This window comes from Flavobacterium gelidicaeli (genome assembly GCF_013294005.1).
Taxonomy (GTDB): Bacteria; Bacteroidota; Bacteroidia; order Flavobacteriales; family Flavobacteriaceae; genus Flavobacterium.
The window spans coordinates 255,316-279,875 of sequence record NZ_JABSNK010000002.1 but is presented as its reverse complement, the minus strand read 5'-3'; the positions used below and the strand labels follow the sequence as shown (position 1 = coordinate 279,875).

The window sequence follows — 24,560 nt, the reverse complement described above, 5'->3', positions numbered from 1 at the left end:
TGAATAAATAAACAATCCATCTGATTAAGAATTATTCTATTGTAAACAATTTAAAAATAGCTAACAAAATAAGTTTTTGAAATAGAAACTAGCAATTCTCATTTACTTTTTAAGTATCCAAGCACTCATTTTATCCAGCACTTTAGGTGAAATGGTTTGTTCAATTTCACTATATTCAGAGAAAGCGCCTGTTTTGCACTCTTGAAAAAGATGGTTCATGCCTTCAAATTCGTAGGTTTCAAAGTTTTTATTTTTGGCCCTAGTCAATGAATTTTTAATTGCTGCTAAATTATCTTTTGCAGGAACTTGAAAATCCAAACTACCGTTAATTGCTAATACAGGTATTTTTATTTTTGATAAATAGGCATCTGGATTGAATGCAATAAAGTATCGGAACCAAGGAGCTGTATATTGCTTCATAGCTTGCTCATTTATTTCTTCATCTTCATTTGTTAGGAACAATCTCAGATCTTTGTCTAAATCTAATCCAGAATAGTTTTTAATGAAAGTGTAAATTTTTTGATTGGAATCCCTATCTTTTTTTAAATTTTCTTCACTTATTCCACTTAATTGCTTTCCTAAGTAATTTTGTTTGACCAGTAATGCATCGATGGCTGTTCCTGGTCCTGCCATCAATACCATGAAATTGACACTTTTATTTATAATAGCAACAATAGGAGCGATCATTCCCCCTTCACTGTGACCTACTAAACCAATATTTTTATAACCTCTTTTAATCAAGAAGTGTACGGCAGCATCAATATCAGTTGCGTAATTGTAAGTAGTTTCGTTTTTAATTCCTTTAGAGGAACCTCCTATGCCGCGATCATCTATTCGCAAAGTTGCAATTCCCTTTTTCGCAAAATCATCAGCAATAACTGCAAACGGTTTGTGTCCAAATAGTTCTTCATCGCGATTTTGACTTCCAGAACCGGTGATCATTACAACTATTGGGGCAGTTTTATTAAAATCCTTAGGTTGGGATAGCGTTCCAGCCAAGGTGTTTTTGTCAGTATTATTTATAAAGCTCACATCTTCAGTTTGGTAGTTAAAAGGCGGTTTGGGGGTTTGAGGACGCTTAATGGTTTGATTTGCTTCGTTTTCGTTTAATTTGATAAAGGTAAGTGGCAGTTCATTTGGACCTTGCTTAAAAATTCCAGTGATAACTTCATTATCTAATTTTCCTGAGTAGTTAAGACCTATAGTAGGTACGACAAATACGAGTTCATTTTCTACAAAAGTTGTTGATGCAACAGCAATATTTGTAGCTCCTTGTTTGGGACTATCAAGGGTAGAGGAGAGTATGTTATTCTCATTTTTGATGTGAATTATCAACGGAAGTTTCATTCCTTGCACATCTAACTCGCCTTTCCAGGAACCGGTTATTTGTTGTGAAAAAATAAATTGAAAGCTGAATAGTAAAAGGAGTGTCATTTTTGTTTTCATAATAGATGTTATTTAATTAGTAGTCAATAGATTGCTAGCCTTGACAAATTTTTAAATTTTGAAAAGGAAATTAATTAGAGGTAAAATTTTAAAATATAATGCTAGATTACAGGTCTAAATATTTAATATATACTTGATGAATTAATATAAAAGCGAATAGTAAAATTACAAATAAGGTAATGTGTTGCCATTTTTTAAAATTAGTAGCCGTTTTAAAACCATTGTATAGCAAAACAAAACCATAAACCGCTATAACTAGTAGTATCAAAATAAAAATTATTAATGAAACCATATCAAATGAATTTAAAATTTGATGATTAGCGGTATCATTGTTTATTTTAAGGCTTGGCGCCAAAGTATCTATTTTAATAAATTTAATAGTTAGCATCACTATAAAGTTGGGTGCTTGAGATAGTAATATAGTATTTGCAATATCAATAAAACGTGTTTTTTTATTGAAAATAAGTGCTAATAAAAAAAGAAATACTATTGCAGTAACTGTGCTAAATGTTACGTACATAAACGCAGTTTTAATTGTTAAATTTTCGTTTGGTGTAAAATGAAAGATACTATCAATTTGTACTTTAGTAAAGTAACTGACTAAAGAATTAATAATAAAAAATAATAATCCAACAAGCAATAATTTTTTTTCAGAAAACTTTGAAAACGGATTAAAAACAGTTTGCCAGTTCATAGTTATAGTTTTAAATTTTTAATTTTCTCAATAAGATCATCCATTTTGTTTCGCATCGTTGGGTATGAATTACCAGCTTGTTTTGCCATTTCTTTTATACTGCCGCTGCTTAAAAAAAATTCTAATATAAAATCTTGCTCTTCTCTACTTAATTTTAAATAAAGGGGTAAGTCGTAATTTCCGTTTACTTCGGTTGTGCATTGGTCGCATTTCATCTGACTAACTCGGAGTGCGTTTTCACAACTTGGACAAACAATAGGTAGTTTCATTTAAATAAAATTAAAATAATTTTTAACAAAGTTAAATAAATATTCTTTTTAGTTTAATATTCAGTACTTTTTTTTGTTAAAATAAATTTAGTCTGTCCATTAGAGATCAATAAAGTAAGTTTAATACTAAAATAAAAATCTATATTTGCAAAAAAACAGAATTATGAAAAAAACAATTTTTTTATTTGTCGCACTTTTGATGGTTAGTGCTGCGCAAGCAAAATATATAAAAGCAATTTTATATATGAATGATGGCAGTCAAAAAAAGGGTTTAGCAGAAATGGTTGAATATAAAGACTCTAATGTTAGATTTAAAGCAGATGAAAATGCTAAAAGTGAAAAATTTTCAAGTTCATTAATTAACAAAATAGAATATCCTAATGAATCAGGTTTTATAACAACGATGGAATTTCTGTATTTAACATCTGCAAATGGTTTTTCAGGAAAATTTTCTAATGCTAAAAATAAATTTTGGTTTAACATTATTTACGATAATGGAGTTAAAATAGGTCAAATACTTGATAAAGGAAGTATGCAAACAAATAATTTTCGAGCCACTAATACGTCCTATTATTTTGGAAATATAGGGGATGAAAATTTAGTTTTCGGCTTTAATTCTATGGGTAATGTTATTAAAAAGTATGCTTCAGATTCTACTATAAAGAAAATGTCAAAAGTCGTTTTTGTTAATTGTTCCAACATAAATGAAGCGATTGAAAATAAAACATTTAAACTTGAAACTGCATTAGACCAACTGATCACAATTTTTGACAAGATAAAGTGTAAATAAAGTGAATTAATAAATCATAAAAAAACCCAAATTACGCTAGTAATTTGGGTTTTTTTAGTTTTGAAAAACTATTAGTTCAATATTATTTTTTTTGTAACTGTTTTACCTTCAGAGGTTATTTTTATAAAATAGATTCCTGCTGCTTGATTACTAAGATTAATTTCAGTGGTTTCAGTTTTTGTTTTCAGTTGAGAGATTATAGCGCCTTGAGTGGATATAATTGTTAACTGGGCATTTTCGGGTGCCGAAACCATAAATGTGTTTGTACTTGGATTTTGGTATACCGTTACACTCGATTTTTCTAAGTCAAAGTCAGTTGTTGCCAAAGTTGTTGAAGGAGGTAAATAAAAGTTACCAGTTAGAGTAAACAAATACAAAGTTTTAAGTGTTTGATTAAAGTAACTGTTAGGTTCATTTAAATTTTTCAAATCTGTGTAAGAAGCATCTAAATGGGTTTGATTTTCACCTGCCATAGCTGCCGTTGCAAAAGCACCTACAAAAGTTGCATTGTGATACTGCCCTTTCAAACTTCCGTCTTGATTGTAACCGTCTTTAATATTTGCAGTTCCGTTAAGTGTGACTCTTACAAAATCAGAAGATTTTTTAGCATACGTTTTCGCATCAGCAGTACCATACCATAAATAATCAAGAGCAATACGCCAAGGTGTTCTAGCAGCATCATAGGTATATGATTTACCTCCGTTTGCATAACCACTAGCTTGAGAGGAATACGCACCTGACTCCATACACCAGTCAGAAACTAATCCGCCAGCAGCATTATTTGTTGTTAAGTTTTTATTGATAATGGTGTATGCTTTTGTGGCAACTGAATTCCAAAAATTTATATCGGCAGTAAAATTTCCAAAAGCCCTATAATAAGCAGGAGCAAAATAAGAAGGATTTGTGATTGCGCTTCCGCCAAATACATCTCCAGGTTTTAAAACGAAAGTACTTGCTTCGATCTCATGCGTTTTAATTGCAGTTATTAATACTTTAGCATCACTTTTATAATTTTGAGAGCCTAGACTTCCCCATTGATAGTCAGCAATGATAAGTGCAAACGCAGCATCTAGTTCGGCATCAGTAGCTCCATTTTGACCATCTGTACCAGAGCAACCATTAATTTTCCAATTCATTACCCCGTTGCCATTTCTATTGTCTTTATAATACAACCAAAGTCCATCAAATAATGTTTGATCGCCTTTATATGCAGCTAATAGCATTCCGTATCCAATTCCTTCAGAAACGGTCTTAGAACCATCATCAAATTTTACACGATAACGACCGTTTGAACAGCCTTCTACAAAGTTAGTTTTCCAGATATCATAATTATCTGATGCGTCTTGACTATTTTTAGTAGTAGCCATGGTACCATTAGTATAAATTACATTAGCGGGAAAAGGTTTTGTTTGCGCATTACCACACAAACCCGTTGCAAAAAGGACACTTAAGATGAGCTTTTTCATTTTTATAGTTGATTTAGGTGTCACAAAAGTAAGTTTTTTTTGTAATAACCATAAAAAAATCCCAAATACCAATAATTGGGATTTGGGATTACCTTATTTAAACGGACTTAGCTGTTTAAATGCAATAGTAAGAATTACTCTTTAGTCTCTTCTTTTTTATCAGCAGTCTGATCATCTTTAGCGGCATTCTTGAATTCTTTAATTCCGCTTCCTAATCCTTTCATTAATTCTGGAATTTTTTTACCTCCAAAAAGTAATAAAACAACTGCTAAAATAACTAGGATTTCTGTAACACCAAATCTTCCCATGATTGAATAATTTATTGCCGAAGCAAATTTTTAATAAATGTAGCGACAAAGGTAAATAGAATAATTTTACGTGAGCTCATATTAAGTCATTTATTTATTATAGGTAAAGTTAAATATATATTAAAAAGAGTTTATTCCTATGCTTTGTATGCGAAGTAAGCCTAGGAAGTCCTTTGATTGACTTTAATTATTATATTTGTAACATAAAGAAAAAAAATGGCAGGTAAAAGATTAAAAAGAAAGAAACTTCACAATAAATTATTCAATAAAAACCGTTTGGTGATACTGAATGAGGATACTTTTGAGGAAAAATTTTCTTTAAAACTAAATCTGATGAATGTTTTTGTAGTCGCCTCATTAGGCGCTATAGTATTGATTTCGATTACAACACTTATTATTGCCTTTACGCCACTACGAGAATTTATACCTGGTTATTCTTCAACTAAACTAAAAAAAGACGCTACAGAGCTCGCTTTAAAATCAGACTCTTTGACGATTGCTTTAAAGAAAAATGAAGCATATATAAAATCAATTCAAAAAGTACTTAATGGCGAATTAGAGTATGCAAAATTCAATAAGGATTCTATTTTAGTTGCTGATCAAGAGCCTATTGCTCCAGTAAAGCTGTCAGCGTCTGAGGCAGAAATAGAGTTGCGTAAAGAAGTAGACAAAGAAGATAGCAAAATCCCTTCAAAAAAATCAAAATAAGAGCAGTTGCCTCTATATTTAAAAGACCCAAACCAAAATGTCAATAAAATCAATTGCTGCAAAACTATTTGCTAAAAAAATATATAACGAGACTCAAGCTTGGTCAATGCATCCTGTTGCAAGTCAAGAGACTGTTTTTAAAGCATTAATTAAGCAAGCAAAAGAAACAGAATTTGGTAAAGATCATCATTTTGATACCATAAAAACTTTTGCTGATTTTGCTAATCAGGTTCCAATAAGAGATTATGAAGACTTAAAGCCGTATGTTGAAAAAGTGGTAAAAGGTGAGGAAAATATTCTCTGGAAAGGAAAACCACTTTATTTTGCCAAAACATCAGGAACTACCTCTGGGGCAAAATATATTCCGTTGACTAAGGAATCGATGCCTTATCATATTCAAGCAGCTCGAAATGCTATTTTAAATTACATACACGAAACCGGTAAAGCTGATTTTGTAGACGGTAAAATGATTTTCTTGCAAGGAAGTCCTATTTTAGAAGAAAAGCAAGGCATACAATTTGGACGCTTATCTGGAATTGTAGCGCATTTTGTTCCCAAATATTTACAAAAAAATCGCATGCCATCATATGAAACCAATTGTATTGAGGATTGGGAGAAAAAAGTAGACGCTATTGTTGCCGAGACCTACAATGAGGATATGACGGTAATATCTGGAATTCCGTCTTGGGTTCAAATGTATTTTGAACGTTTGCAACAAAAAGGAGGAAAACCAGTAGGGGATATCTTCAAAAATTTCAATTTGTTTATTTACGGAGGAGTAAACTACGAACCTTACCGAGCAAAATTTGAAAATTTAATAGGTAGAAAAGTAGACAGTATCGAATTATTTCCTGCTTCAGAAGGGTTTTTTGCTTACCAAGATTCGCAAAAAGATAAGGGAATGTTACTGTTGTTGAATGCAGGAATATTTTATGAATTTGTCAAAAGCGACGAATTTTTCTCTGATAAACCACGAAGGTACACTATTGGAGAAGTAGAATTAGCGGTCAATTATGTTATGATTATTTCTACAAATGCGGGGCTTTGGGGATATAATATAGGTGATACGGTTCAGTTTACCTCATTAAGACCCTATCGTGTGATCGTTTCTGGAAGAATAAAGCATTACATCTCTGCTTTTGGAGAACACGTAATTGGTAAAGAAGTAGAGTGCGCTCTTCAAGAGGCAATAATTGGGTCTACGGTTCGCGTAAATGAGTTTACTGTGGCACCCCAAATTACGCCCGCAACAGGATTGCCTTATCATGAATGGTTTATTGAGTTTGAAGAGGAACCACAAGACGAAGTAGCTTTTGCGGAAGCGATAGACAATGCTATGCGCAAACAAAACATGTACTACGATGATTTGATCGTGGGCAATATATTGCATAAAGTAGTCGTGACTAAAGTAGTCAAGAACGGTTTTCAAGACTACATGAAATCAATAGGAAAACTAGGCGGTCAAAATAAGATTCCGCGATTATCCAATGATAGAAATATTGTTGATTTATTAAAGACAAAATAAAAAAATTACCTTTGAAGGTTAGAAAATTATAAGAAATGAAAGAGACTAAAAACATATCAAGATCAAGAGCACAAGAATCATCAGCTGCTATTGAAAAAATGTATATCACCATGCGCCATTTATTCAATAGAGGTTTTTACAAACCAATGGGGATTTCTGGAGATACTTTGCGTGAAGCTTTATTAGCATTACGTCCTGAAATTTATGGAAATATAGCAGAAGAAAAAGTGGAATTAAACGGACTTTTATACGTTATTGAGCGTTTGCCAATGGGAATTGAAGAATGCCGTTTTATCAATTTAACATCTGATGAAGGGTATTCAAGATCACACTTTAAAGCAATCGTTCCTCCTAAAAGAAGACGTAATTGTTACCGAATTGATGAAGAACAAATGAACGTTGAAATCACACGTGGGCGATCAGATATTTACGATATTTTGACACACTTAACGTTTATTTTTATCGAATCACACAAGATTAGAAATAGAGTTTTATTAGATGACGCAGGAGAGGTATCTCGTGACTGGATGAAACTAGAACAAGCGGTTTCACAAACTAAAAAATTGTCGTTAATCGATAAAGAAAAAGCCATTTCGCATGCGGCTAATATACTAGGAAGAACTTTTGAAGATGTCTTAAATATTTACGACGCTTTTGGTTCAGAGGTGGCTCCAGATCGATTTTTACAAATAATATTTTGGTTAGGAAAATTAGCTATTGAAGAAATTGTTAGCAATAAAAAGCGTACAATTACTTTTAGTCCTATTTTAAGAGAACGTTTAGGGCACCATATTCATGGAGAAATTTGGGCAACAAACATCAAAGAAGTTTTAAAGGAAAAAGGACTTTTAGACCGACCAATTCATGTGATTAGTGCTAACATGCACTCGGTTATGAATTCTATTTTTGCTACTACGGTATTGAAAACACAGTTCAAAGATAAATCAGATTTCTTTATCTATGAAGAGTTAAGTAAATCTGGCGCGCATGAGGTACGTAACAAAGTTGAAGAGGTAGCACTTAAACACGGAATGATCTCATTGCCGGATACTTCAGGAACAAATATTGATGTTCAAATTTTTGATACATCCAAAGTTGATTGGGCTAAATCTTCATTTCCAAGTGCAAAGTTTGGTGATAAAGAGCCAGTACTTATTGTAATGGATTACGCTTTTGGAGAGCAAGCTTATGAGACAATTGACGAATTGTTAAAACCATTCAAGAAAGACATTTTACTGAATGTTGAGTCGGTTTCTATTATGGGTAAAGCTGGAATTCTAGAAGGAGGAAAAGGAGATATCATGATCCCTAATGCCCATATTAACGAAGGAACTGCTGATAATTATTTTTTCGAAAATGAATTAACCGCAGATATGTTTGAAGGAAATGACATTGCTGTTTTTGCAGGAGCAATGGTTACCGTTTTAGGAACCTCCTTACAAAACAGGGATCTATTAAAATTCTTTCATGAGTCTACTTGGGGAGTGATTGGTTTAGAGATGGAAGGGTCTTATTATCAAAAAGCGATTCAGTCAGCGTCAAAAATCAGAAAAAGTGTACCGCACGATATCAAAGTAAGATATGCGTATTACGCATCAGATAATCCTTTAGAAACAGGAAGCACACTAGCTTCTGGAGGTTTAGGAACTACCGGGGTCAAACCAACGTATTTGATTACCATTAAAATTTTGGAACAAATTTTTAACGTAAAATAAGCCATAAATGAGTACAAACGTACCCCAAAATCAAGAAAATCAGGAGATTGATTTGTTTCAGGTTTTTACAAAAATAGGCAGTTTTTTTCAGTGGCTAAACACATTAGTGTTCAAAAGTATTCAGTTTTTGTTAAAAAACGTGGTGCTATTAATTGTTTTAGTTATTCTTGGTTTTGGGGTGGGCTTGTATTTAGATACTAATTATAAAAGTTATAAGCAACAACTAATTGTAGAGCCTAATTTTGAAAGTACTGATTATTTGTACAGTAAGATTGGTCTAATCGAGTCTAAAATTGAAGAGAATGATGTTGCTTTTTTAAAGGGGATAGGTATTAAAAATCCTTCCGTTATAATGGGTATTAAAATTGAACCTATTGTTGATATATACAAATTCATCAATTCTAATACACAAAATATTGAATTGTTGCAATTGATGGCTCAAAATGGAGATTTAAAAACTGTAGTTGAAGAAACCGCTACCAGCAAGAATTATGCTTACCATACCCTTATCATCGACACTAATACTAAAGTTGATCAACAAGATATTCAACCTATTTTAAATTATTTAAATACAAGTAATTATTATAGTTCTTATCAAAAGATTTACAAGCGTAACACGGCTCAAAAGATAAAAGTTAAAGAAGAGGTTATTGTACAAATTGATGCTGCTATAAATCAGTTTACAGCGGTAGATAATAAAACTTCTAAGAACGATAAATTGGTTTATTACAATGAAAACATCCAATTAAATAATATGATTAGAACTAAAGATTCTTTAGTTAATGTTTTGGGATATTTAAATCTAGCACTGCTTGATTATGATAAAATTATCAATGATAAGTCATTGATTTTAAATAAAATAAACAATAAATCTACTAAAGGTAAATTGAAATTACTGCTTCCTATATTCTTTGTTTTCCTATTTATCTTTATGCGCTTTTTCATTTCTTTTTATCGTAAGGAATCGCTTAAAGCAAAAGAAGTTTCGGTAATTTAATGTGTTGAAGTAAATGTTATAACGATTTTAAGATTACTAAGGTTGATAAAGAAACACAGATAGTAAAGATAAACATGTTGAAAACAATTAAGCACTATCTTCAAAAAGTAGAACAGAATCCATTTGTACTACAAAGCTTAATCACCTTGATATTGAGAGTTTTTGGTGTACTTATTCTGTTTGGATTTACTTTATTTCTTACTAAAAATTTTAGTCCAAAAATAGTTGGGCAATATGACTTTGTTCGTTCATTTCTATTAGTAATTGGTAGTATTTGTTTATTGGGTTGTGATCAATCGATCCTTTATTTTAGAGGACGTATAAAAGCAGAAAGTAAGCTAAATGACTTAAAAGCAATTTACAGGAAAATGGTCGGAATATTATTCGTCATGTCGATCCTTGTTTTTTTGATCGTTTTAAGCATAAACGAGCAGATTGTAAATAGCTTTTTTTTAGATCAAAGTGTGTATGCACTTTTTTTAAAAGCATCAGGTATTTTGTTCTTTTATGGGATAATGACATTAAATATTGAAGTTTTTAGAGCGCTAGACCATATATACATTGCAGAGCTATTTAGAAATTCGATTAAGTACATTCCTTTAATTATAGGGGCATTATTTCTATATTATTCTAATAATGAAGGTTATCTCGTAGATGTGTTTTTGATTGGTTTCGTGCTACTTTCAATACTTACAACCGCTCTAATTTTATATTATTTTAATCGAATTGACAACAAGACTAAAACATACTCCATTTCATATAAAGAAATAGTGACCAAGTCATATCCTATTGCTATAAGTGGGATGGCGTTGTTTTTATTGATGAGTTTTGATGTTATGTTTTTAAAAAAATATAGAAATGACGAAACAGTGGCTTTTTATTCGTTAGCCATAAAATTAATGACAATGCTTTCGATGGTAATTGTAACGGTAAACATCACTATTTCGGCTCAAATTTCAGAGTTTTTTTCGATAAATAATAAGCAGGAATTGAATAAAATAGTCCGTAATAGTTCTCGTTTGATTTTTGCATTTACATTGCCTTTAGTCTTATTAATTTGTGTTTTCTCAGAGTATATTTTGGGGTTTTTTGGCAAAGATTATGTTGTAGCGAGAGAGGCATTACTAATTTTGATTATTGGTCAAGGAATTTGTTCCGCTTTTGGATCGGCATCTGTGTATTTAAACATGACAGGAAGACAACATATTTTTCAATTGATATTATTGCTAGCAGTTGCAGTAAATTTTGTGCTCAATAGAATTTTAATACCAGATTATGGAATGACGGGTGCTGCCACAGCATTTGTTTCGAGTTCTTTTTTATGGAATGTTATTGCGGCAGCAGTAATCTATTATAAAGATAAAGTAAAAGTTTTTTTGAATTAATAAAACGGTAATGGTGAGTAAATCAAATGAGAACATACTGTTTAGTATCATAATTCCTGTTTATAATGTTGAGCATTATCTGGAGCAATGCCTAGATAGTATTTTATGCCAAAGCTATAGTGCTTTCGAAATTATTTTGGTAAATGATGGTTCTACCGATTCCTCTTTGAAAATTTGCATTCAATATGAAACTAAAGATGCGAGAATCAGTATCATAAATAAAGCTAATGGCGGATTGTCTGACGCTAGGAATGTGGGACTATTAATTGCCAAAGGAGATTACGTCCTTTTTACGGACAGTGATGATTATTGGGTTGGAAAACAAGTGCTAGAAGATCTAAATTTTTTGATAAAAAAGTCAAACCCAGATGTAATAATTCATGAAGAAAGTCGGTTTTTTTCAAAAAACAACATAAAAAACAAGTTTAATCAACAATACTTAAACGTTACATATGGAGATTTTAAAAAGGAGTCTGAGGCTTTAGTATATTACGATTTATTTGCGGCTTGTGCTTGGGACAAAGTTATAAGGCGGGTTATTTTAATTGAAAACGATTTGTTTTTTCCTCTTGGACGAAAGTCAGAAGACATGGAATGGTGTAGTAGATTAATGATGCATTTAAAGACTTTTGTGGTTTATCCAACATCCTTTTACACCTACAGACAAGCAAGATCTGGTTCGATCACACAAAACATTTCTGAGCAGCACATTATGGATGTGTATGAAATGATCAAACAGGGATTGCGTAAAACAAAAGCAGATGGGAGTAGTCTAGACAATGCTTTAATTAATTTTTGGGCAGCTAATTATGTGATTTTATTAAAAGACTTCTATATATTGTCATCAAATAATAGGAAAGCGATCTGGAACGAGCTGCTTTCTTGGAAATATTTGCTTACTAAGGGTCGAAATATTAAATTGGATAAGGTGATGCAATTTTACCGTTTTATCCCTTTTAAAATATTACCCAATTTACTATATGTTTTCAGAATATTAAATGAGTTGAAAAAAAAATACAAAACCATTAGCTAAGCCTGCATGACCCTATTTTCTTCATCTTTTTATCATGAAAATTAAAAAAAGCACCGCTACATTTTTACTGTTATTTACTGCTAACTTATTAGTAGCAGTTGTTGCGTTTTACATTTTACCCAAACGATTTTTTTATGATTCTGCTATAATCACTTTTGATAAAGGCAATGAAATAGGATATTTTGGAAGTTACCCACTTACCATTTTATTTTATAAGATATCAGGATTGCGCTATTTACCTTTTCCTGTAATAGCCTTAATTCAATACCCTATTTTGGTCTATATTTTATACAAAATTGGGATTCCTACTAATTTTGAAAAAGTGAATATCAAGAACCTTTTAGTATATCTAGGTTTTTTTATGATGGCTATTTTCATGTCAATGCCGTCTAAGGAGTTCATAACGTTTATTTACCTTGCTATAATTGTTTTTATTTATCAAAATCAGGCAATCTCCTTCAAAAAATCGATCTTGCTATCAGTTGTGCTGTTGTTTGTTTTTGGAGCTTTTTACAGACCTTATTTTGCATTGATTCCCATAATTGCTGTTGGGATGTACGGTGTGAGTTTTGTTAATTTTAAAAATAAAACGATTACAACTTTATTCTATGGAATCGTAATTGCCATTTTTTTATCATTAAGTTATGGACTAGTAAAAGGAGCTTTTTTATCAGAAAGTAGTAGAGAACTCGTGAATAATGGCCGACTATTTTCTCAAGATGCTAATTCAATGATTGTTTCGCCTGTTAAAGTAGATACGTGGTATGGGGAAGCAATTGGGATTATTTATGGTTTTTTTAGTGTCAATGTACCTATAAATGGATTAAAACATTTTTTATCGCCGCAAATTGTTGCTTTTATCACTTGGCAATTGCTATTGTTTTATATCTTGTTAGTTCGGTTTTCAAAGTGTATTAAAGAGCGAAAAAAGTACCAATATGAAATAGCAGTTTTACTAATTCTATTTGCTTATTTTATTGTTCAAGGTGTTTTTGAACCCGATTTAGGAACAGCAATTCGTCACAAAATTGGCGTCTTTCCACTGATTTATTATGCCTTATATTATGAAAATTTCCGAAAAGAACTTCGATAAAATATTTTTCACTTTCCTTTTTTTGATTGCTAGTACAGTGATTTTTAGAAAGCAATGCACCATTTTAATGGGTCTTTTTGCGTTGTTTAACGTATTGTTTTATAAAAATATGGAATTTAAAAAACAATCTTGGATAATGATTTTGTTAATTGCTAGTCCGTTACTGTTAGAAATTCTGTTTTTTTGGAATAATGATTCGTATGCCAATGGAATCAAATCATTAGAGAAAAGCACTTCTTTATTACTATTGCCTATTTGTATTTTAGGTAATTATAAACGAGTTCCTTTTGTAAAATTATTACAATGGTATGCAACAGCAACTACGGCAATAATGGTCGTTTTCTTAATAAGGTTTGTGACTGTATACCCGGATTTGATTGCTAAATATAATAACGGAGTCGATTTGTGGGAATTGGGATATCGCTTTGCAAATAGTGTAGGGACTCATGCACCTGCGCTCAATATGCACCTTGCTTTTGTGACGATTATTAATTTGTACTTGGTGGTGCATTCATTTCAAAATTTAAAAAGTAATATTGTAAAGCTTTTTAGAATATTAGTTTTTCTTATAGCTATTTTCATGGTGTTATTGGTTAATACACGTGTGGCTTTATTGAATGTTTTCATCGGTATTGGCATTGTTTTTTTCTTCGAAATTATTAAAAAATATCCGTTGAAAAGTGTCGTTAAGGCTTTGGCCACAGCCTTAATATTAATAGGTACTATACTTTTTTTCTATATCCAAAATAACCCTTACATGATGGAGAAATATTCCACAGTGACTTTTGCACATATGGATAAAATAGGGAAACTTGACCAAATAAAAGACCCTGAAATTCATGTTTTTAATGCGGCTGTTACGCGGTTATCCATCTGGAAATCTACTTGGGAACTGTCCTTAAGGAACCTGCCTTTTGGAACCGGTTCATCTGATGGGAAACCAGAATTGTTTAAATATTATAAACAAACCAACCAGCATTTTTTATCTAAATTTGAGTTTCCAGTTCACAATCAGTTTTTAGATTTTTTATTAAAATTTGGATTTCTAGGCCCTTTAGTAGTTTTGCTTTTTATTTTTGGAATCGCCTATTTAGGGTTTGATTTAAAAAATGCCATAATCATCTCGTTCTTTTGTTTGTTTTTAACTTCAAACTGCACTGATGATTTTTTAATTCGTTTTGACGGAATTGCATTCAGCGGTTTTTGGTATGCAATTTTTGGTAGTTATTGGTTGCAGATGAAAATTATTTACGATAAAGCGCTAATAGTTGACTGAAATTTTTAGTACTATCAAATAAATCTTGACAGCGTTCCAATCCATTTTCCCCTATTTTATGCCTTGTTTTCTCTGCTTCTAATATTTCAAAATAGTTTTTAAGCTCTGATATATCATCAAATAAAAACCCCGTTTCACCAGGTATGACTACATCTTTATTACCAATAATATTAGTAGCTACAACCGGTTTTTGTAGCGCCATGGCTTCTAGAACAGCAATGGGTAAACCTTCCCAAAGTGAGGTTTGTAAATACACATCAAGGTTAGCCATGGCTTTCAAAGCGAGTTCTCGATCCAGAAACCAACCTGTAATTTTGATATTGGGAGCCGTTAGCTCTAGCCCTAGTTCGCCGCCACCTATCCAAATAAAAGTATAATTGTGAAATAATTCAGCAATCTTATTAAACTGGATTGGATTTCGTTGGGTGGTAGCTCTACCCACAATGCCAATTGTTAGTTGATTATTTTTTTCTGTTTTCTGTTTTGTAGCAATTTGTGTGACGTTAATTCCATTTCGTATCAATGCGCTTTTCCCTAATGTTTTGGCAATTGCATATTCAGTATCCCCGCACGCAATGGTAGTTCCACCAAAAATAGTTTGAAATTTTTTTTCGATTGCTTTAAAAAGTTGTTGTTTTAATTTAGAGATATCATTTCTAAGGAAATAATATCCATGAGGTGAGTAGAATATTTTTGTTTTTTTAAAAGATAAAAAGTTAGCTACTCTACCTAAAATCCCTGCTTTTGAAGAGTGAAGGTGAATTACATCAGGCTGTATCTCAAGTAGAATTTGTCTTAATTTAAAGATTGCTTTTAAATCTTGCAGCGGCGCAATCTCCCGTTGCATGTTCAGCTCGATAAGTAGAACGTTTTTTGAAAACTCTTTTTTTATTCGATCCGTATCAACTTGTTCGCGGTTACTACTGTAAATAATAGTAGTTTGAATGTTCTTATTTATCTGCTCTTGACCAAAAAAATGGGATAAATCATGTAGATAAGTATGAACACCGCCAGCGAGTGCTTCAACAATGTGAACAATTTTCAAAAGAAATAATTTTAGTAACACAAACATAACTAAAATAGAAATAATTAAAGCCTTATTTTAAAACAGACTGATTTTTTAATACAATTTTCTTTTTTTACATTATGCGATTAGAGTTTTATTATACTATTGTTATATGTTTTTTATACCTTGCAGCAGTAAAATTTAGTTATGAAAAGAATACTGATCACTGGAGCTGCGGGATTTTTAGGATCACATTTGTGTGATCGTTTTATTAAAGAAGGCTATTCTGTTATAGCAATGGATAATCTTATTACAGGTGATTTAAAAAATATAGAGCATTTGTTCAAATTAGAACATTTTGAATTTTATCACCATGATATTACAAAGTTTGTTCATATACCAGGAAAGTTAGACTATATTTTACACTTCGCTTCACCAGCAAGTCCTATAGATTATTTAAAAATCCCTATTCAAACTTTAAAAGTAGGATCATTAGGAACACACAATCTTTTAGGATTGGCTCGAGTTAAAAGTGCGAGGATATTAATTGCTTCTACTTCTGAAATATATGGAGATCCATTAGTACATCCTCAAACAGAGGAATATTATGGAAACGTAAATACTATAGGACCAAGAGGAGTTTATGATGAAGCCAAACGTTTTCAGGAATCAATCACTATGGCCTACCATACTTTTCATGGTGTAGAAACTAGAATTGTACGTATTTTTAATACCTATGGACCTAGAATGCGACTGAATGATGGTCGTGTAATTCCAGCATTTATTGGGCAAGCATTGCGTGGTGAAGACTTAACAATTTTTGGTAACGGTTTACAAACTCGTTCGTTTTGTTATGTAGATGATCAGGTAGAAGGGATTTTTAGATTATTACATTCTGATTATGTATATCCTGTAAACATAGGAAATCCTGATGAAATCACTATTAAAGATTTTGCCGAAGAGATTATCAAATTAACAGGAACAAATCAAAAAATTGTGTACCACCCGCTACCAGAAAATGACCCTTTGCAGCGTCAGCCAGATATTACTAAAGCCAAAGAAATATTAGGTTGGGATGTAACTGTAAATCGTGCAGAAGGAATGAAAATCACCTACGATTATTTTAAATCCTTATCTAAAGAAGAGCTGTCTAAAGAAGAACATAAAGACTTTACTGATTATATTAAATAAAATAGTAAGCTTTAGTAGAATTGATAATCATATATGATAAAACCCCCAATTACTAGATATTCAAAATATTTAAGACCAATCAGTGCTGTAACAGATTTAATTGTTATTGCATTTTTTGTTATCTTATTATTTGATGATAGTAATTTAAATAAAGGCTATTTTTTATTATACCAACTTACTGGATGGCTTATTATTGCTTTGCTGACAAAGTTTTATGATGTTTATCGTTTTACAAAACCCATTGCAATAGTATCCAAAATTACCAAGCAGTCATTACTCTTTTTTTTAGTAGTAATCGCTTTTTTTCCTATTTCAAATTCAGCAATTTTTAAAGGTAATATTACGATACTTTTCTTTGTATTAACTACCTCTTTTGTCACATTATTCAAGTTTTTGCTGTTTTATTATCTAAAAAAATACCGCATACAAACGGGTAGTAATTATCGAAATGTAATCATTATTGGATACACTGAAGAAGCATTAAGATTAAAAGCACTCTTTGAAAATAAAATTGAATTTGGATACCGTTTTTTAGGATATTTTTCAGATAAAAAAGATGCTGACGCTATTATGGGGAAAGTTACTGATATCAATAAATTTGTAATCGAAAATGAAGTAAACGAAATCTACTGTTCCTTAAAAGAACTTTCTAATGAACAGTTAAAAGGACTAATTGAATTTGCTGATGAAAATCATAAAAACATTAAGTTTATTCCAGATTCAAAAGAGATTTTTTCAAAAAATTTAAAAATAGATTATTACGATTTTTTTCCAGTTTTGTCTTTAAAACAAACACGCTTAGATGAACCAATAATAAAATTATTAAAACGTATTTTTGATATTGTTTTTTCGTTGATTGTTATAATTGGACTGTTATCTTGGCTGGTGCCATTATTAGCTATTTTAATTAAATTAGAATCTAAAGGGCCTGTTTTTTTTAAGCAAGGTAGACCTGGTATCAATGAAAATGAGTTCAATTGCTATAAGTTTCGTTCAATGAAAACAAATAACGACTCAGAGATTGAAACGATTAAAAATGATCCTAGAGTGACTAAATTAGGGCGAATTATGCGTAAAACCAGCCTGGATGAGACACCACAATTTTTAAATGTTTTAATAGGTGACATGTCTGTTGTGGGACCGAGACCACATTTATGGTCACAGAATAAGATTTACGGTAATAAAATTAAGAAATACATGAAGAGGCATTATGTAAAACCTGGAATTACTGGTTTAGCTCAGGTGAGCGGCTTTCGAGGAAGTATCGAAAAAGATATAGACATGATTAACCGAATAAAATTAGATGTTTTTTATATCGAAAACTGGTCATTCCTACTTGATTTAAAGATCATTTTTCAAACAGTTGTCAACATTTGCAAAGGCGAAGAAAAAGCTTTTTGATATGAACAAAGCATTGGTCTCCATAGTAATCCCAACATACAATTCTGATAAATTTATTTCAGACAGTCTTGAGTCGGTTTTAAACCAAAGTTACATATATTGGGAGGTAATTCTTGTTGACGATGCTTCTATAGACACGACCGTTGCTATTGCACAAAAATATGCAGATGTTGACAACAGAATCAAAATTATTCAATTAAGTAAAAACTCAGGTACTGGAGTGGCTAGAAATAAGGCTTTGGCTGTAGCCAAAGGGAAATTCATTAGTTTTCTAGATGCTGATGATTTATGGAAACCCACAAAACTAGAACAGCAGCTAGCCTTTATGGAAGCGCACAAATTGGTTTTCACTTTTTCTTTTTATGAATGTATAGACGAACAAGGAAAATCACTGCATAAAAGGGTAGAGGCACCAAGAAAACTTACGTACAGACAATTGTTCTTTTGCAACTATATAGGGAATCTTACAGCAATATATGACACTGATTTCTTTGGCAAAATCCCTATTTCTTCTATTCGAAAACGTCAAGATTGGATGTTGTGGTTAACCGTACTAAAAAAGATAAAAATAGCACAAGCTGTTCCAGAAAGTTTAGCATATTACCGCATTAGAAATAACTCAATTTCTACATCTAAATTGGATTTGATAAAATACAATTTTGCTGTTTATAGACAATTTCATGGTTTTAATTTTCTTAGAGCAGCTGTATGTATGACGTTGTTTTTATTCACACAATTGTGCGTCAAACCATTTTATAGTAAGCAAATTAAAGCAATGAAGTAAATTGTTTCAACTTACCACGATTAGTTCTTTGTAGGGTTTCTTTTCGAGAAAAAATAAATTTTAAGTTGGGCTCTAGATAACGATCAATGGCTTTTTGTATTTTTTGAATGGCAACTACATCTAATTTGGTTTCACTTACATATTCTACTTCAAAAAGAGCAATTTTAGATTGTGTGATGACAAATTCTTTTACATTTCCATTGTCTTCAATAATGCTTTTGGTTACATAATAAAAAGTCAATCCAGGTGATTTTTTACCGCTTGGTAAAATTGCCATATCATTAGTACGCCCGATTAATTTTTTAAGAATGGGTTTTGCAAGGGTACTTTTTTTATCTAATATTCCAATGTCACCTATGTCGTAACGAATAAACGGATTGGCTTTATTGAAAAGGGAGGTGATTACAATACGTCCTTCTTCGCCGTAAGGTAAAACTTGATTGTCATGGTCTAGAATTTCCACAAAAATAGTTTCGGCGTTTACAAGCCATTCACCTTGTGCATTTTCAAAAGCAATTAAATCTAGTTCAGATGCTCCGTATTCGTTGATTACAGGAATACCAAATTGTGTTTCTAAAAGTAGTTTGTCATCTTCAAAAAGCATTTCGGAGGTCACGACACAAACTTTTAAAGTAGGGCATATTTTGTTTAAGTATAGGTTTTTATCCCGTAAAAATTTAGCAAATAAAACAATAGCACTGGTATAGCCGTTGATGTAGTCAAATTTTTTATGTTTAAAATCATTGAGTATTTTTTCTAAAACTACATCTGATAAATCAAAAATCGGAAAACGGTATCGGTTGCTTATAAAATCTTTAAAACGCTCTTTTTTATTGGGTAAAAATTCCATAGGAATACCATAAAAACGAGCTTGATAGGAGGAGTTGAGGTCAATGTTATGCCAGCCAAATCGCATGAAATTTGATGCCCAAGTGAGTGCATGGCAATACTTGTCTTTTGCAAAAACAAACGGAGTTCCGCTAGATCCCGAAGTTTTATTACTATAAGAATTGGTAGTTGTATAGCCATCAGAAAAGCGATTAACTAAAGGAACTTGCAAGTTTTTTTTGTTTAAAACAGGAAGCGCTTCCCAGTTTATAGGATACACAGGAACCAGAGAACGATAAAAAGAGTTGTTTTTTATATGAAAATCTACAATAGCTGCTTTTTGTTGCTCTATAAAAATTTCTTTTTCTGCAGGAGTGTAGTTATTTATTTTTTTTAATGCCGCCTTTGCGCTTCGTATTGGGAAACGATTTATTTGAAGCGTTAAGTCAAAAATAGGGAACATTGTAGGTGTTTATTTCTTCAAAAATAATATTTAGAACGTAGTAATGATACACAAACAATAACTTTTTAAAAATTAATTATTATTTACGTCCAAAAGCAATTATTTTTGCCAAACAACTAAACAACACAACACATGACAATTTTACTACTGGGTTCAGGCGGAAGAGAACATGCATTTGCATGGAAAATGATTCAAAGCCCACTTTGTGATCAACTTTTTGTAGCACCAGGAAATGCTGGAACCGCTGCTATAGCTACAAATGTTAATATTAGCCCAACAGATTTTGATGCCATAAAAACATTAGTTCTTCAAGAAAATATTACCATGGTTGTTGTAGGGCCAGAAGATCCTTTAGTAAAAGGAATTTTTGATTTCTTTAAAAATGACGATAAATTAAGCCATATTCCAGTAATTGGACCCTCAAAAACAGGTGCGCAATTAGAAGGAAGTAAAGAGTTTGCTAAGGAATTCTTAGTAAAACACAATATTCCTACTGCTGCTTATGACAGTTTTACTGCTGAAACGGTGGAGCAAGGTTGTGATTTTTTGGCAACACTAAAAGCGCCTTATGTTTTAAAAGCAGACGGATTAGCTGCAGGAAAAGGAGTTTTGATTATTCATGATTTGGCCGAAGCAAAAGAAGAATTACGCAACATGCTTGTAGGTCAAAAATTTGGTGCTGCAAGTACTAAAGTCGTAATCGAGGAATTTCTTGACGGAATCGAGTTAAGTTGTTTTGTACTTACTGACGGTAAAACCTATAAAATTTTACCTACCGCAAAAGATTACAAACGCATAGGCGAAGGAGATACAGGGTTGAATACAGGTGGAATGGGAGCCGTTTCTCCAGTCCCTTATGTTGATGCTGTTCTAATGGAAAAAATTGAAACACGCATTGTAAAACCAACAATTGAAGGGTTCCAGAAGGATGGTATTGAATACAAAGGTTTTGTCTTTATTGGATTAATCAATGTAAACAATGAACCTATTGTTATTGAATACAACGTGCGTATGGGAGATCCAGAGACAGAAGTTGTGGTACCTAGATTGAAAACTGATTTAGTTGAATTGTTTTTGGCTGTAGCCAATGAAAAATTGGATGAAATTACACTTGAAATTGATGAGAGAAGTGCAACAACAGTGATGCTTGTTTCAGGAGGTTATCCTGAAGATTATGAAAAAGGAAAAGTAATCACAGGATTAGAAAACATTACAGATTCTATTGTTTTTCACGCTGGAACAAAATTAGAAAATGATACTGTTATCAGTAATGGCGGTAGAGTACTGGCTATTACTTCATATGGAAATGACTTTCAAGAGGCCATAAAAAAATCTTATCAAAACATAGCTAAATTAAGTTTTGATAAGATGAATTTTAGAAAAGATATTGGTAACGATCTTCTATAAATAAATAGTCTTCCTTAATCCTAAATAATTAGGGTTAGGGGAGTTTTTATTTTAAGAAAGAATGCGCTGTAGTATCTTGCTCTTCTGTACCTGCTTGGTCAAAGATTCTTAATTGTTTGATCCAGTAAACCATTGCAGCTGCGCAAATAGCCATGAAAATCCAGTTAATTGTATTAGCACCAAACCAAGTTTTTAGTTCTAAAGAACGTAAAAAGTCAAGTGGAGCAAATAAAATGTTTACAAATAAGTATTGAATTCCTTCAAAAAATGCTTTCATATCGTTAAGAATTATGTTGTTTTTTATATTTTTTCTCAAAAACTAAAAACTCTTTATCAGAATCTTTATGAACTTGAGCGTTTCCTTTTTAAACAAGTATTATATTTACAGTCACAAAAGTATAAAATATCCTTATGATTACAAGCATTTTTAAAAAATCTACACCATTAAATTTCTCTTTAGTAGTATTTTTAATACTGAGTTTCTTTTTTATCTATCAAATTCAAGATTTGGCATGGACTAAATCCTTGTTGGCTGTATCTGAAAAAATTGGAATTTTAGTCGTTTTGCTAGGTTCTGTTTTTATAACGAATTTTATCTCTAACAAGAACGGAATCAGCAAAGAGAGTGGTTACGTCGTTTTTTTTTACTTCCTCTTTTTAATTTTCTTTCCGTCGCTTTTAGATAATCCTAATTTAATATTTTCGAACTTTTTTATCCTATTGGCACTTAGAAGATTGATTTCGTTGCAGTCTCTAAACGCCTCAAAAGAAAAGATATTTGATGCCTCATTATGGATATTTGTGGCTTCAATGTTTCATTTTTGGAGTATACTTTATATAGTACTGGTTTTTATCTCTATTATTTTTCATGTTTCAAGAGATTATAGAAATTGGATTTTACCGTTTATAGCATTCTTTTCAGCAGGGATTTTATTTCTACTTGTCAGCTTAATTTTTAATATTGACTATGTAGGGTATTTAAATAAAAATACTCAAATAAGCTTTGATATTAGCTATTTTACCTCTGTTTATCAAAACGCAGCTTTGTCAATTTATGCTACCGTGGTGTTATTCTTTGTTGTGTCGAATTTTGCTAGTTTGTCGAATCGCCCTTTAGTATTGCACGCGACCTATAAAAAAATTATTGCTTCCTTATTTATTGGGATAATAGTTTATGTTATTTCAGCAAATAAAAGTAATGATTTACTGGTATTTACCATTGCACCACTAGCGATGTTAGCCACAAGCCACATCGAATTACCTCAAGTGAAGCTAAAGCAAGAAATGGTGCTAGTAGTGCTTATTATGTGTAGTTTTTTTACTTTCTTTTCACAATTATAATTTAGACCCGTAAGCTAAATCACCAGCATCACCTAGTCCTGGTACAATATAAGAGTGCTCGTTTAATTTGTCATCAATTGATGCAACCCATAAATGACAGTTGTCAGGTAAGTTCTTTTCTAGAAATTCTATTCCCTCAGGTGCGGCAATTACTACTGCAATATGAATATTCTTAGGAGTTCCTCTTTCCATTAATTTATTATATACTGCTACAATAGATTGTCCAGTGGCTAACATAGGATCAATTAGCAGTAAGTCTTTGTTGTTTAGATCAGCAATAGCTTGATACTCTACTAATATATCAAATGTGTCGTCATTATTAGGGTGATGTCTGTAGGCAGAAACGAAGCCGTTTTCAGCATTATCAAAATAATTTAAGAAGCCTAAATGCAATTGTAAACCCGCTCTTAAAATAGAACAAAGAATTAGTTGGTCTTTTATTTCCGTAGTATGTTTTATCCCAAGTGGTGTTTGTACTTCAATGGGTTTATATTGTAATTCCTTACTTAATTCATAGGCCATTATTTCGCCTATGCGCTCAATGTTTCGTCTAAAACGCATGCTGTCTTTATGTGTATTGACATCTCTAATTTGCGATAGAAAATGATTAAGAACACTATTTTTTTCTGATAAATTATGAATTTGCATGATGTTTTTATTAATAACTTTGGTTTGATGTCAATATGTTCAATAATTGCCCTAAAACCAAAATAGATTTACGTTTTGTAATTTTTTTATAAAAGTATAAAAAGTATCTTTGTAACTATAAAAATATAAAAATTATGTTTTCAAAATTAGCGTATTCCGTTTTTGAAGAAAGTATCAAGGATTATCATCAATTTGATAATGTTGATCAACCTATAAATAATCCTTTTCCTAAAGATAAATTTGAACATTTATTATACTTAAAAAACTGGATTGATACGGTTCAATGGCACTTTGAAGATATTATTCGTGATCCAAATATTGATCCCGTTGCAGCCTTGACCTTGAAGCGTAGGATTGATGCTTCAAATCAAGAGCGTACGGATATGGTGGAATATATTGATGGTTATTTTTTACAAAAATACAGTAATGTTGTGGTGAAAATTGGAGCAAAAATCAACTCAGAGAGTCCTGCATGGGCATTTGATAGACTGTCAATTTTAGCGTTAAAAATCTATCACATGAATGAAGAAGCTACTCGTGCGGAAGCTTCACAAGATCATAGAGATAAATGTCAAGCTAAATTGAATATCTTATTAGAACAAAGAACAGATTTGTCTAGTGCAATTGATGATTTATTGTCAGATATTGAAAACGGTGATAAATTCATGAAAGTGTACAAACAAATGAAAATGTACAATGATGACGAATTAAACCCTGTTTTGTACCAAGGAAAGAAGTAGTAAAAATCAATTCCGATTTTATATTTAAAGTACAATAATATTGTCA

Annotated in this window: 24 protein-coding genes; 15 read left to right on the top strand and 9 right to left on the bottom strand. The window is 31.6% G+C overall.

Annotation, left to right across the window (positions count from 1 at the left end):
* Positions 1-102: 102 nt before the first annotated feature.
* The 3 genes from HNP99_RS03945 to HNP99_RS03935 form a co-directional block, all read right to left on the bottom strand.
* Entirely contained in the window at positions 103-1,446 is a 1,344-nt protein-coding gene (locus tag HNP99_RS03945; protein WP_173851504.1) for an alpha/beta hydrolase family protein, read from the bottom strand.
* A gap of 106 nt (positions 1,447-1,552) precedes the next feature.
* Positions 1,553-2,140 (bottom strand): YIP1 family protein, encoded by a 588-nt coding sequence (locus HNP99_RS03940; protein WP_173851502.1) that lies wholly within the window; start codon positions 2,138-2,140, stop codon positions 1,553-1,555.
* 2 nt (positions 2,141-2,142) lie between these two features.
* The gene (locus tag HNP99_RS03935; RefSeq protein WP_173851500.1) at positions 2,143-2,409 is read right to left on the bottom strand and encodes a DUF2089 family protein; all 267 of its coding nucleotides are present in this window, start codon (positions 2,407-2,409) and stop codon (positions 2,143-2,145) included.
* Positions 2,410-2,572: 163 nt separating this feature from the next.
* Here HNP99_RS03935 and HNP99_RS03930 point away from each other — a divergent pair, with 163 nt between their 5' ends.
* Positions 2,573-3,199, top strand: a complete 627-nt coding sequence (locus tag HNP99_RS03930) for a hypothetical protein (RefSeq protein WP_173851498.1) — start codon at positions 2,573-2,575, stop codon at positions 3,197-3,199.
* Between the two features lie 71 nt (positions 3,200-3,270).
* On the opposite strand, the gene HNP99_RS03925 is transcribed toward HNP99_RS03930, so the two are convergent.
* Positions 3,271-4,665: a glycosyl hydrolase family 8 gene (locus HNP99_RS03925; RefSeq protein ID WP_173851496.1), complete on the bottom strand. Its 1,395-nt coding sequence runs from the start codon at positions 4,663-4,665 to the stop codon at positions 3,271-3,273.
* Positions 4,666-4,799: 134 nt separating this feature from the next.
* Positions 4,800-4,973, bottom strand: coding sequence for a twin-arginine translocase TatA/TatE family subunit (gene tatA / locus HNP99_RS03920; protein WP_173851494.1), 174 nt, complete (start codon positions 4,971-4,973; stop codon positions 4,800-4,802).
* Between the two features lie 216 nt (positions 4,974-5,189).
* On the opposite strand from tatA, the gene HNP99_RS03915 reads away from it, so the two are divergent.
* From HNP99_RS03915 to HNP99_RS03880, 8 genes are all read left to right on the top strand, one after another.
* Positions 5,190-5,681 carry a peptidase gene (locus HNP99_RS03915; RefSeq protein WP_173851492.1) on the top strand — a complete coding sequence of 164 codons (492 nt, stop codon included), beginning with the start codon at positions 5,190-5,192 and terminating at the stop codon, positions 5,679-5,681.
* 37 nt (positions 5,682-5,718) lie between these two features.
* Positions 5,719-7,206 (top strand): GH3 family acyl-acid amido synthetase, encoded by a 1,488-nt coding sequence (locus HNP99_RS03910; RefSeq protein ID WP_173851490.1) that lies wholly within the window; start codon positions 5,719-5,721, stop codon positions 7,204-7,206.
* Between the two features lie 35 nt (positions 7,207-7,241).
* Positions 7,242-8,921, top strand: coding sequence for a DUF6909 family protein (locus tag HNP99_RS03905; protein WP_173851488.1), 1,680 nt, complete (start codon positions 7,242-7,244; stop codon positions 8,919-8,921).
* A gap of 7 nt (positions 8,922-8,928) precedes the next feature.
* Positions 8,929-9,918 carry a hypothetical protein gene (locus HNP99_RS03900; protein WP_173851486.1) on the top strand — a complete coding sequence of 330 codons (990 nt, stop codon included), beginning with the start codon at positions 8,929-8,931 and terminating at the stop codon, positions 9,916-9,918.
* Positions 9,919-9,992: 74 nt separating this feature from the next.
* On the top strand, positions 9,993-11,303 hold the full coding sequence (locus HNP99_RS03895) for an MATE family efflux transporter (RefSeq protein ID WP_173851484.1): 1,311 nt from the start codon (positions 9,993-9,995) through the stop codon (positions 11,301-11,303).
* Positions 11,304-11,313: 10 nt separating this feature from the next.
* Positions 11,314-12,336, top strand: a complete 1,023-nt coding sequence (locus HNP99_RS03890) for a glycosyltransferase family 2 protein (RefSeq protein ID WP_173851482.1) — start codon at positions 11,314-11,316, stop codon at positions 12,334-12,336.
* Positions 12,337-12,370: 34 nt separating this feature from the next.
* On the top strand, positions 12,371-13,429 hold the full coding sequence (locus HNP99_RS03885) for a hypothetical protein (protein WP_173851480.1): 1,059 nt from the start codon (positions 12,371-12,373) through the stop codon (positions 13,427-13,429).
* Between the two features lie 109 nt (positions 13,430-13,538).
* Positions 13,539-14,705 carry an O-antigen ligase family protein gene (locus HNP99_RS03880; RefSeq protein WP_254596818.1) on the top strand — a complete coding sequence of 389 codons (1,167 nt, stop codon included), beginning with the start codon at positions 13,539-13,541 and terminating at the stop codon, positions 14,703-14,705.
* On the opposite strand, the gene HNP99_RS03875 is transcribed toward HNP99_RS03880, so the two are convergent.
* Positions 14,674-15,771 (bottom strand): glycosyltransferase, encoded by a 1,098-nt coding sequence (locus HNP99_RS03875; protein WP_371810430.1) that lies wholly within the window; start codon positions 15,769-15,771, stop codon positions 14,674-14,676. The two genes, HNP99_RS03880 and HNP99_RS03875, sit on opposite strands and share 32 nt — an antisense overlap.
* Positions 15,772-15,918: 147 nt before the next feature.
* Between HNP99_RS03875 and HNP99_RS03870 the strand changes: the two genes are divergently transcribed.
* From HNP99_RS03870 to HNP99_RS03860, 3 genes are read left to right on the top strand one after another with little or no spacing between them, the layout of a single operon-like run.
* The gene (locus tag HNP99_RS03870) at positions 15,919-16,902 is read left to right on the top strand and encodes a UDP-glucuronic acid decarboxylase family protein (protein WP_173851476.1); all 984 of its coding nucleotides are present in this window, start codon (positions 15,919-15,921) and stop codon (positions 16,900-16,902) included.
* A 33-nt stretch (positions 16,903-16,935) separates the two neighbouring features.
* Positions 16,936-18,303, top strand: coding sequence for an undecaprenyl-phosphate glucose phosphotransferase (locus tag HNP99_RS03865; RefSeq protein WP_173851474.1), 1,368 nt, complete (start codon positions 16,936-16,938; stop codon positions 18,301-18,303).
* Position 18,304: 1 nt separating this feature from the next.
* Positions 18,305-19,087 carry a glycosyltransferase family 2 protein gene (locus HNP99_RS03860; protein ID WP_173851472.1) on the top strand — a complete coding sequence of 261 codons (783 nt, stop codon included), beginning with the start codon at positions 18,305-18,307 and terminating at the stop codon, positions 19,085-19,087.
* Here the strand turns inward: HNP99_RS03860 and HNP99_RS03855 are convergent.
* Positions 19,071-20,378 (bottom strand): phenylacetate--CoA ligase family protein, encoded by a 1,308-nt coding sequence (locus tag HNP99_RS03855; RefSeq protein WP_173851470.1) that lies wholly within the window; start codon positions 20,376-20,378, stop codon positions 19,071-19,073. The two genes, HNP99_RS03860 and HNP99_RS03855, sit on opposite strands and share 17 nt — an antisense overlap.
* 132 nt (positions 20,379-20,510) lie before the next feature.
* On the opposite strand from HNP99_RS03855, the gene purD reads away from it, so the two are divergent.
* Positions 20,511-21,785, top strand: a complete 1,275-nt coding sequence (gene purD, locus HNP99_RS03850) for a phosphoribosylamine--glycine ligase (protein WP_173851468.1) — start codon at positions 20,511-20,513, stop codon at positions 21,783-21,785.
* Positions 21,786-21,831: 46 nt separating this feature from the next.
* Here purD and HNP99_RS03845 read toward each other — a convergent pair whose 3' ends face one another.
* A complete protein-coding gene (locus tag HNP99_RS03845) occupies positions 21,832-22,062 on the bottom strand; it encodes a DUF6341 family protein (protein WP_173851466.1) in 231 nt (76 codons plus the stop codon).
* A 134-nt stretch (positions 22,063-22,196) separates the two neighbouring features.
* Here HNP99_RS03845 and HNP99_RS03840 point away from each other — a divergent pair, with 134 nt between their 5' ends.
* Positions 22,197-23,126, top strand: coding sequence for a DUF6427 family protein (locus HNP99_RS03840; protein ID WP_173851464.1), 930 nt, complete (start codon positions 22,197-22,199; stop codon positions 23,124-23,126).
* Here the strand turns inward: HNP99_RS03840 and upp are convergent.
* Positions 23,121-23,774, bottom strand: a complete 654-nt coding sequence (gene upp / locus HNP99_RS03835) for a uracil phosphoribosyltransferase (RefSeq protein WP_173851463.1) — start codon at positions 23,772-23,774, stop codon at positions 23,121-23,123. The genes HNP99_RS03840 and upp overlap by 6 nt on opposite strands.
* A gap of 134 nt (positions 23,775-23,908) precedes the next feature.
* Between upp and HNP99_RS03830 the strand changes: the two genes are divergently transcribed.
* Positions 23,909-24,514 (top strand): DUF4254 domain-containing protein, encoded by a 606-nt coding sequence (locus HNP99_RS03830; RefSeq protein ID WP_173851461.1) that lies wholly within the window; start codon positions 23,909-23,911, stop codon positions 24,512-24,514.
* Positions 24,515-24,560: the final 46 nt, after the last annotated feature.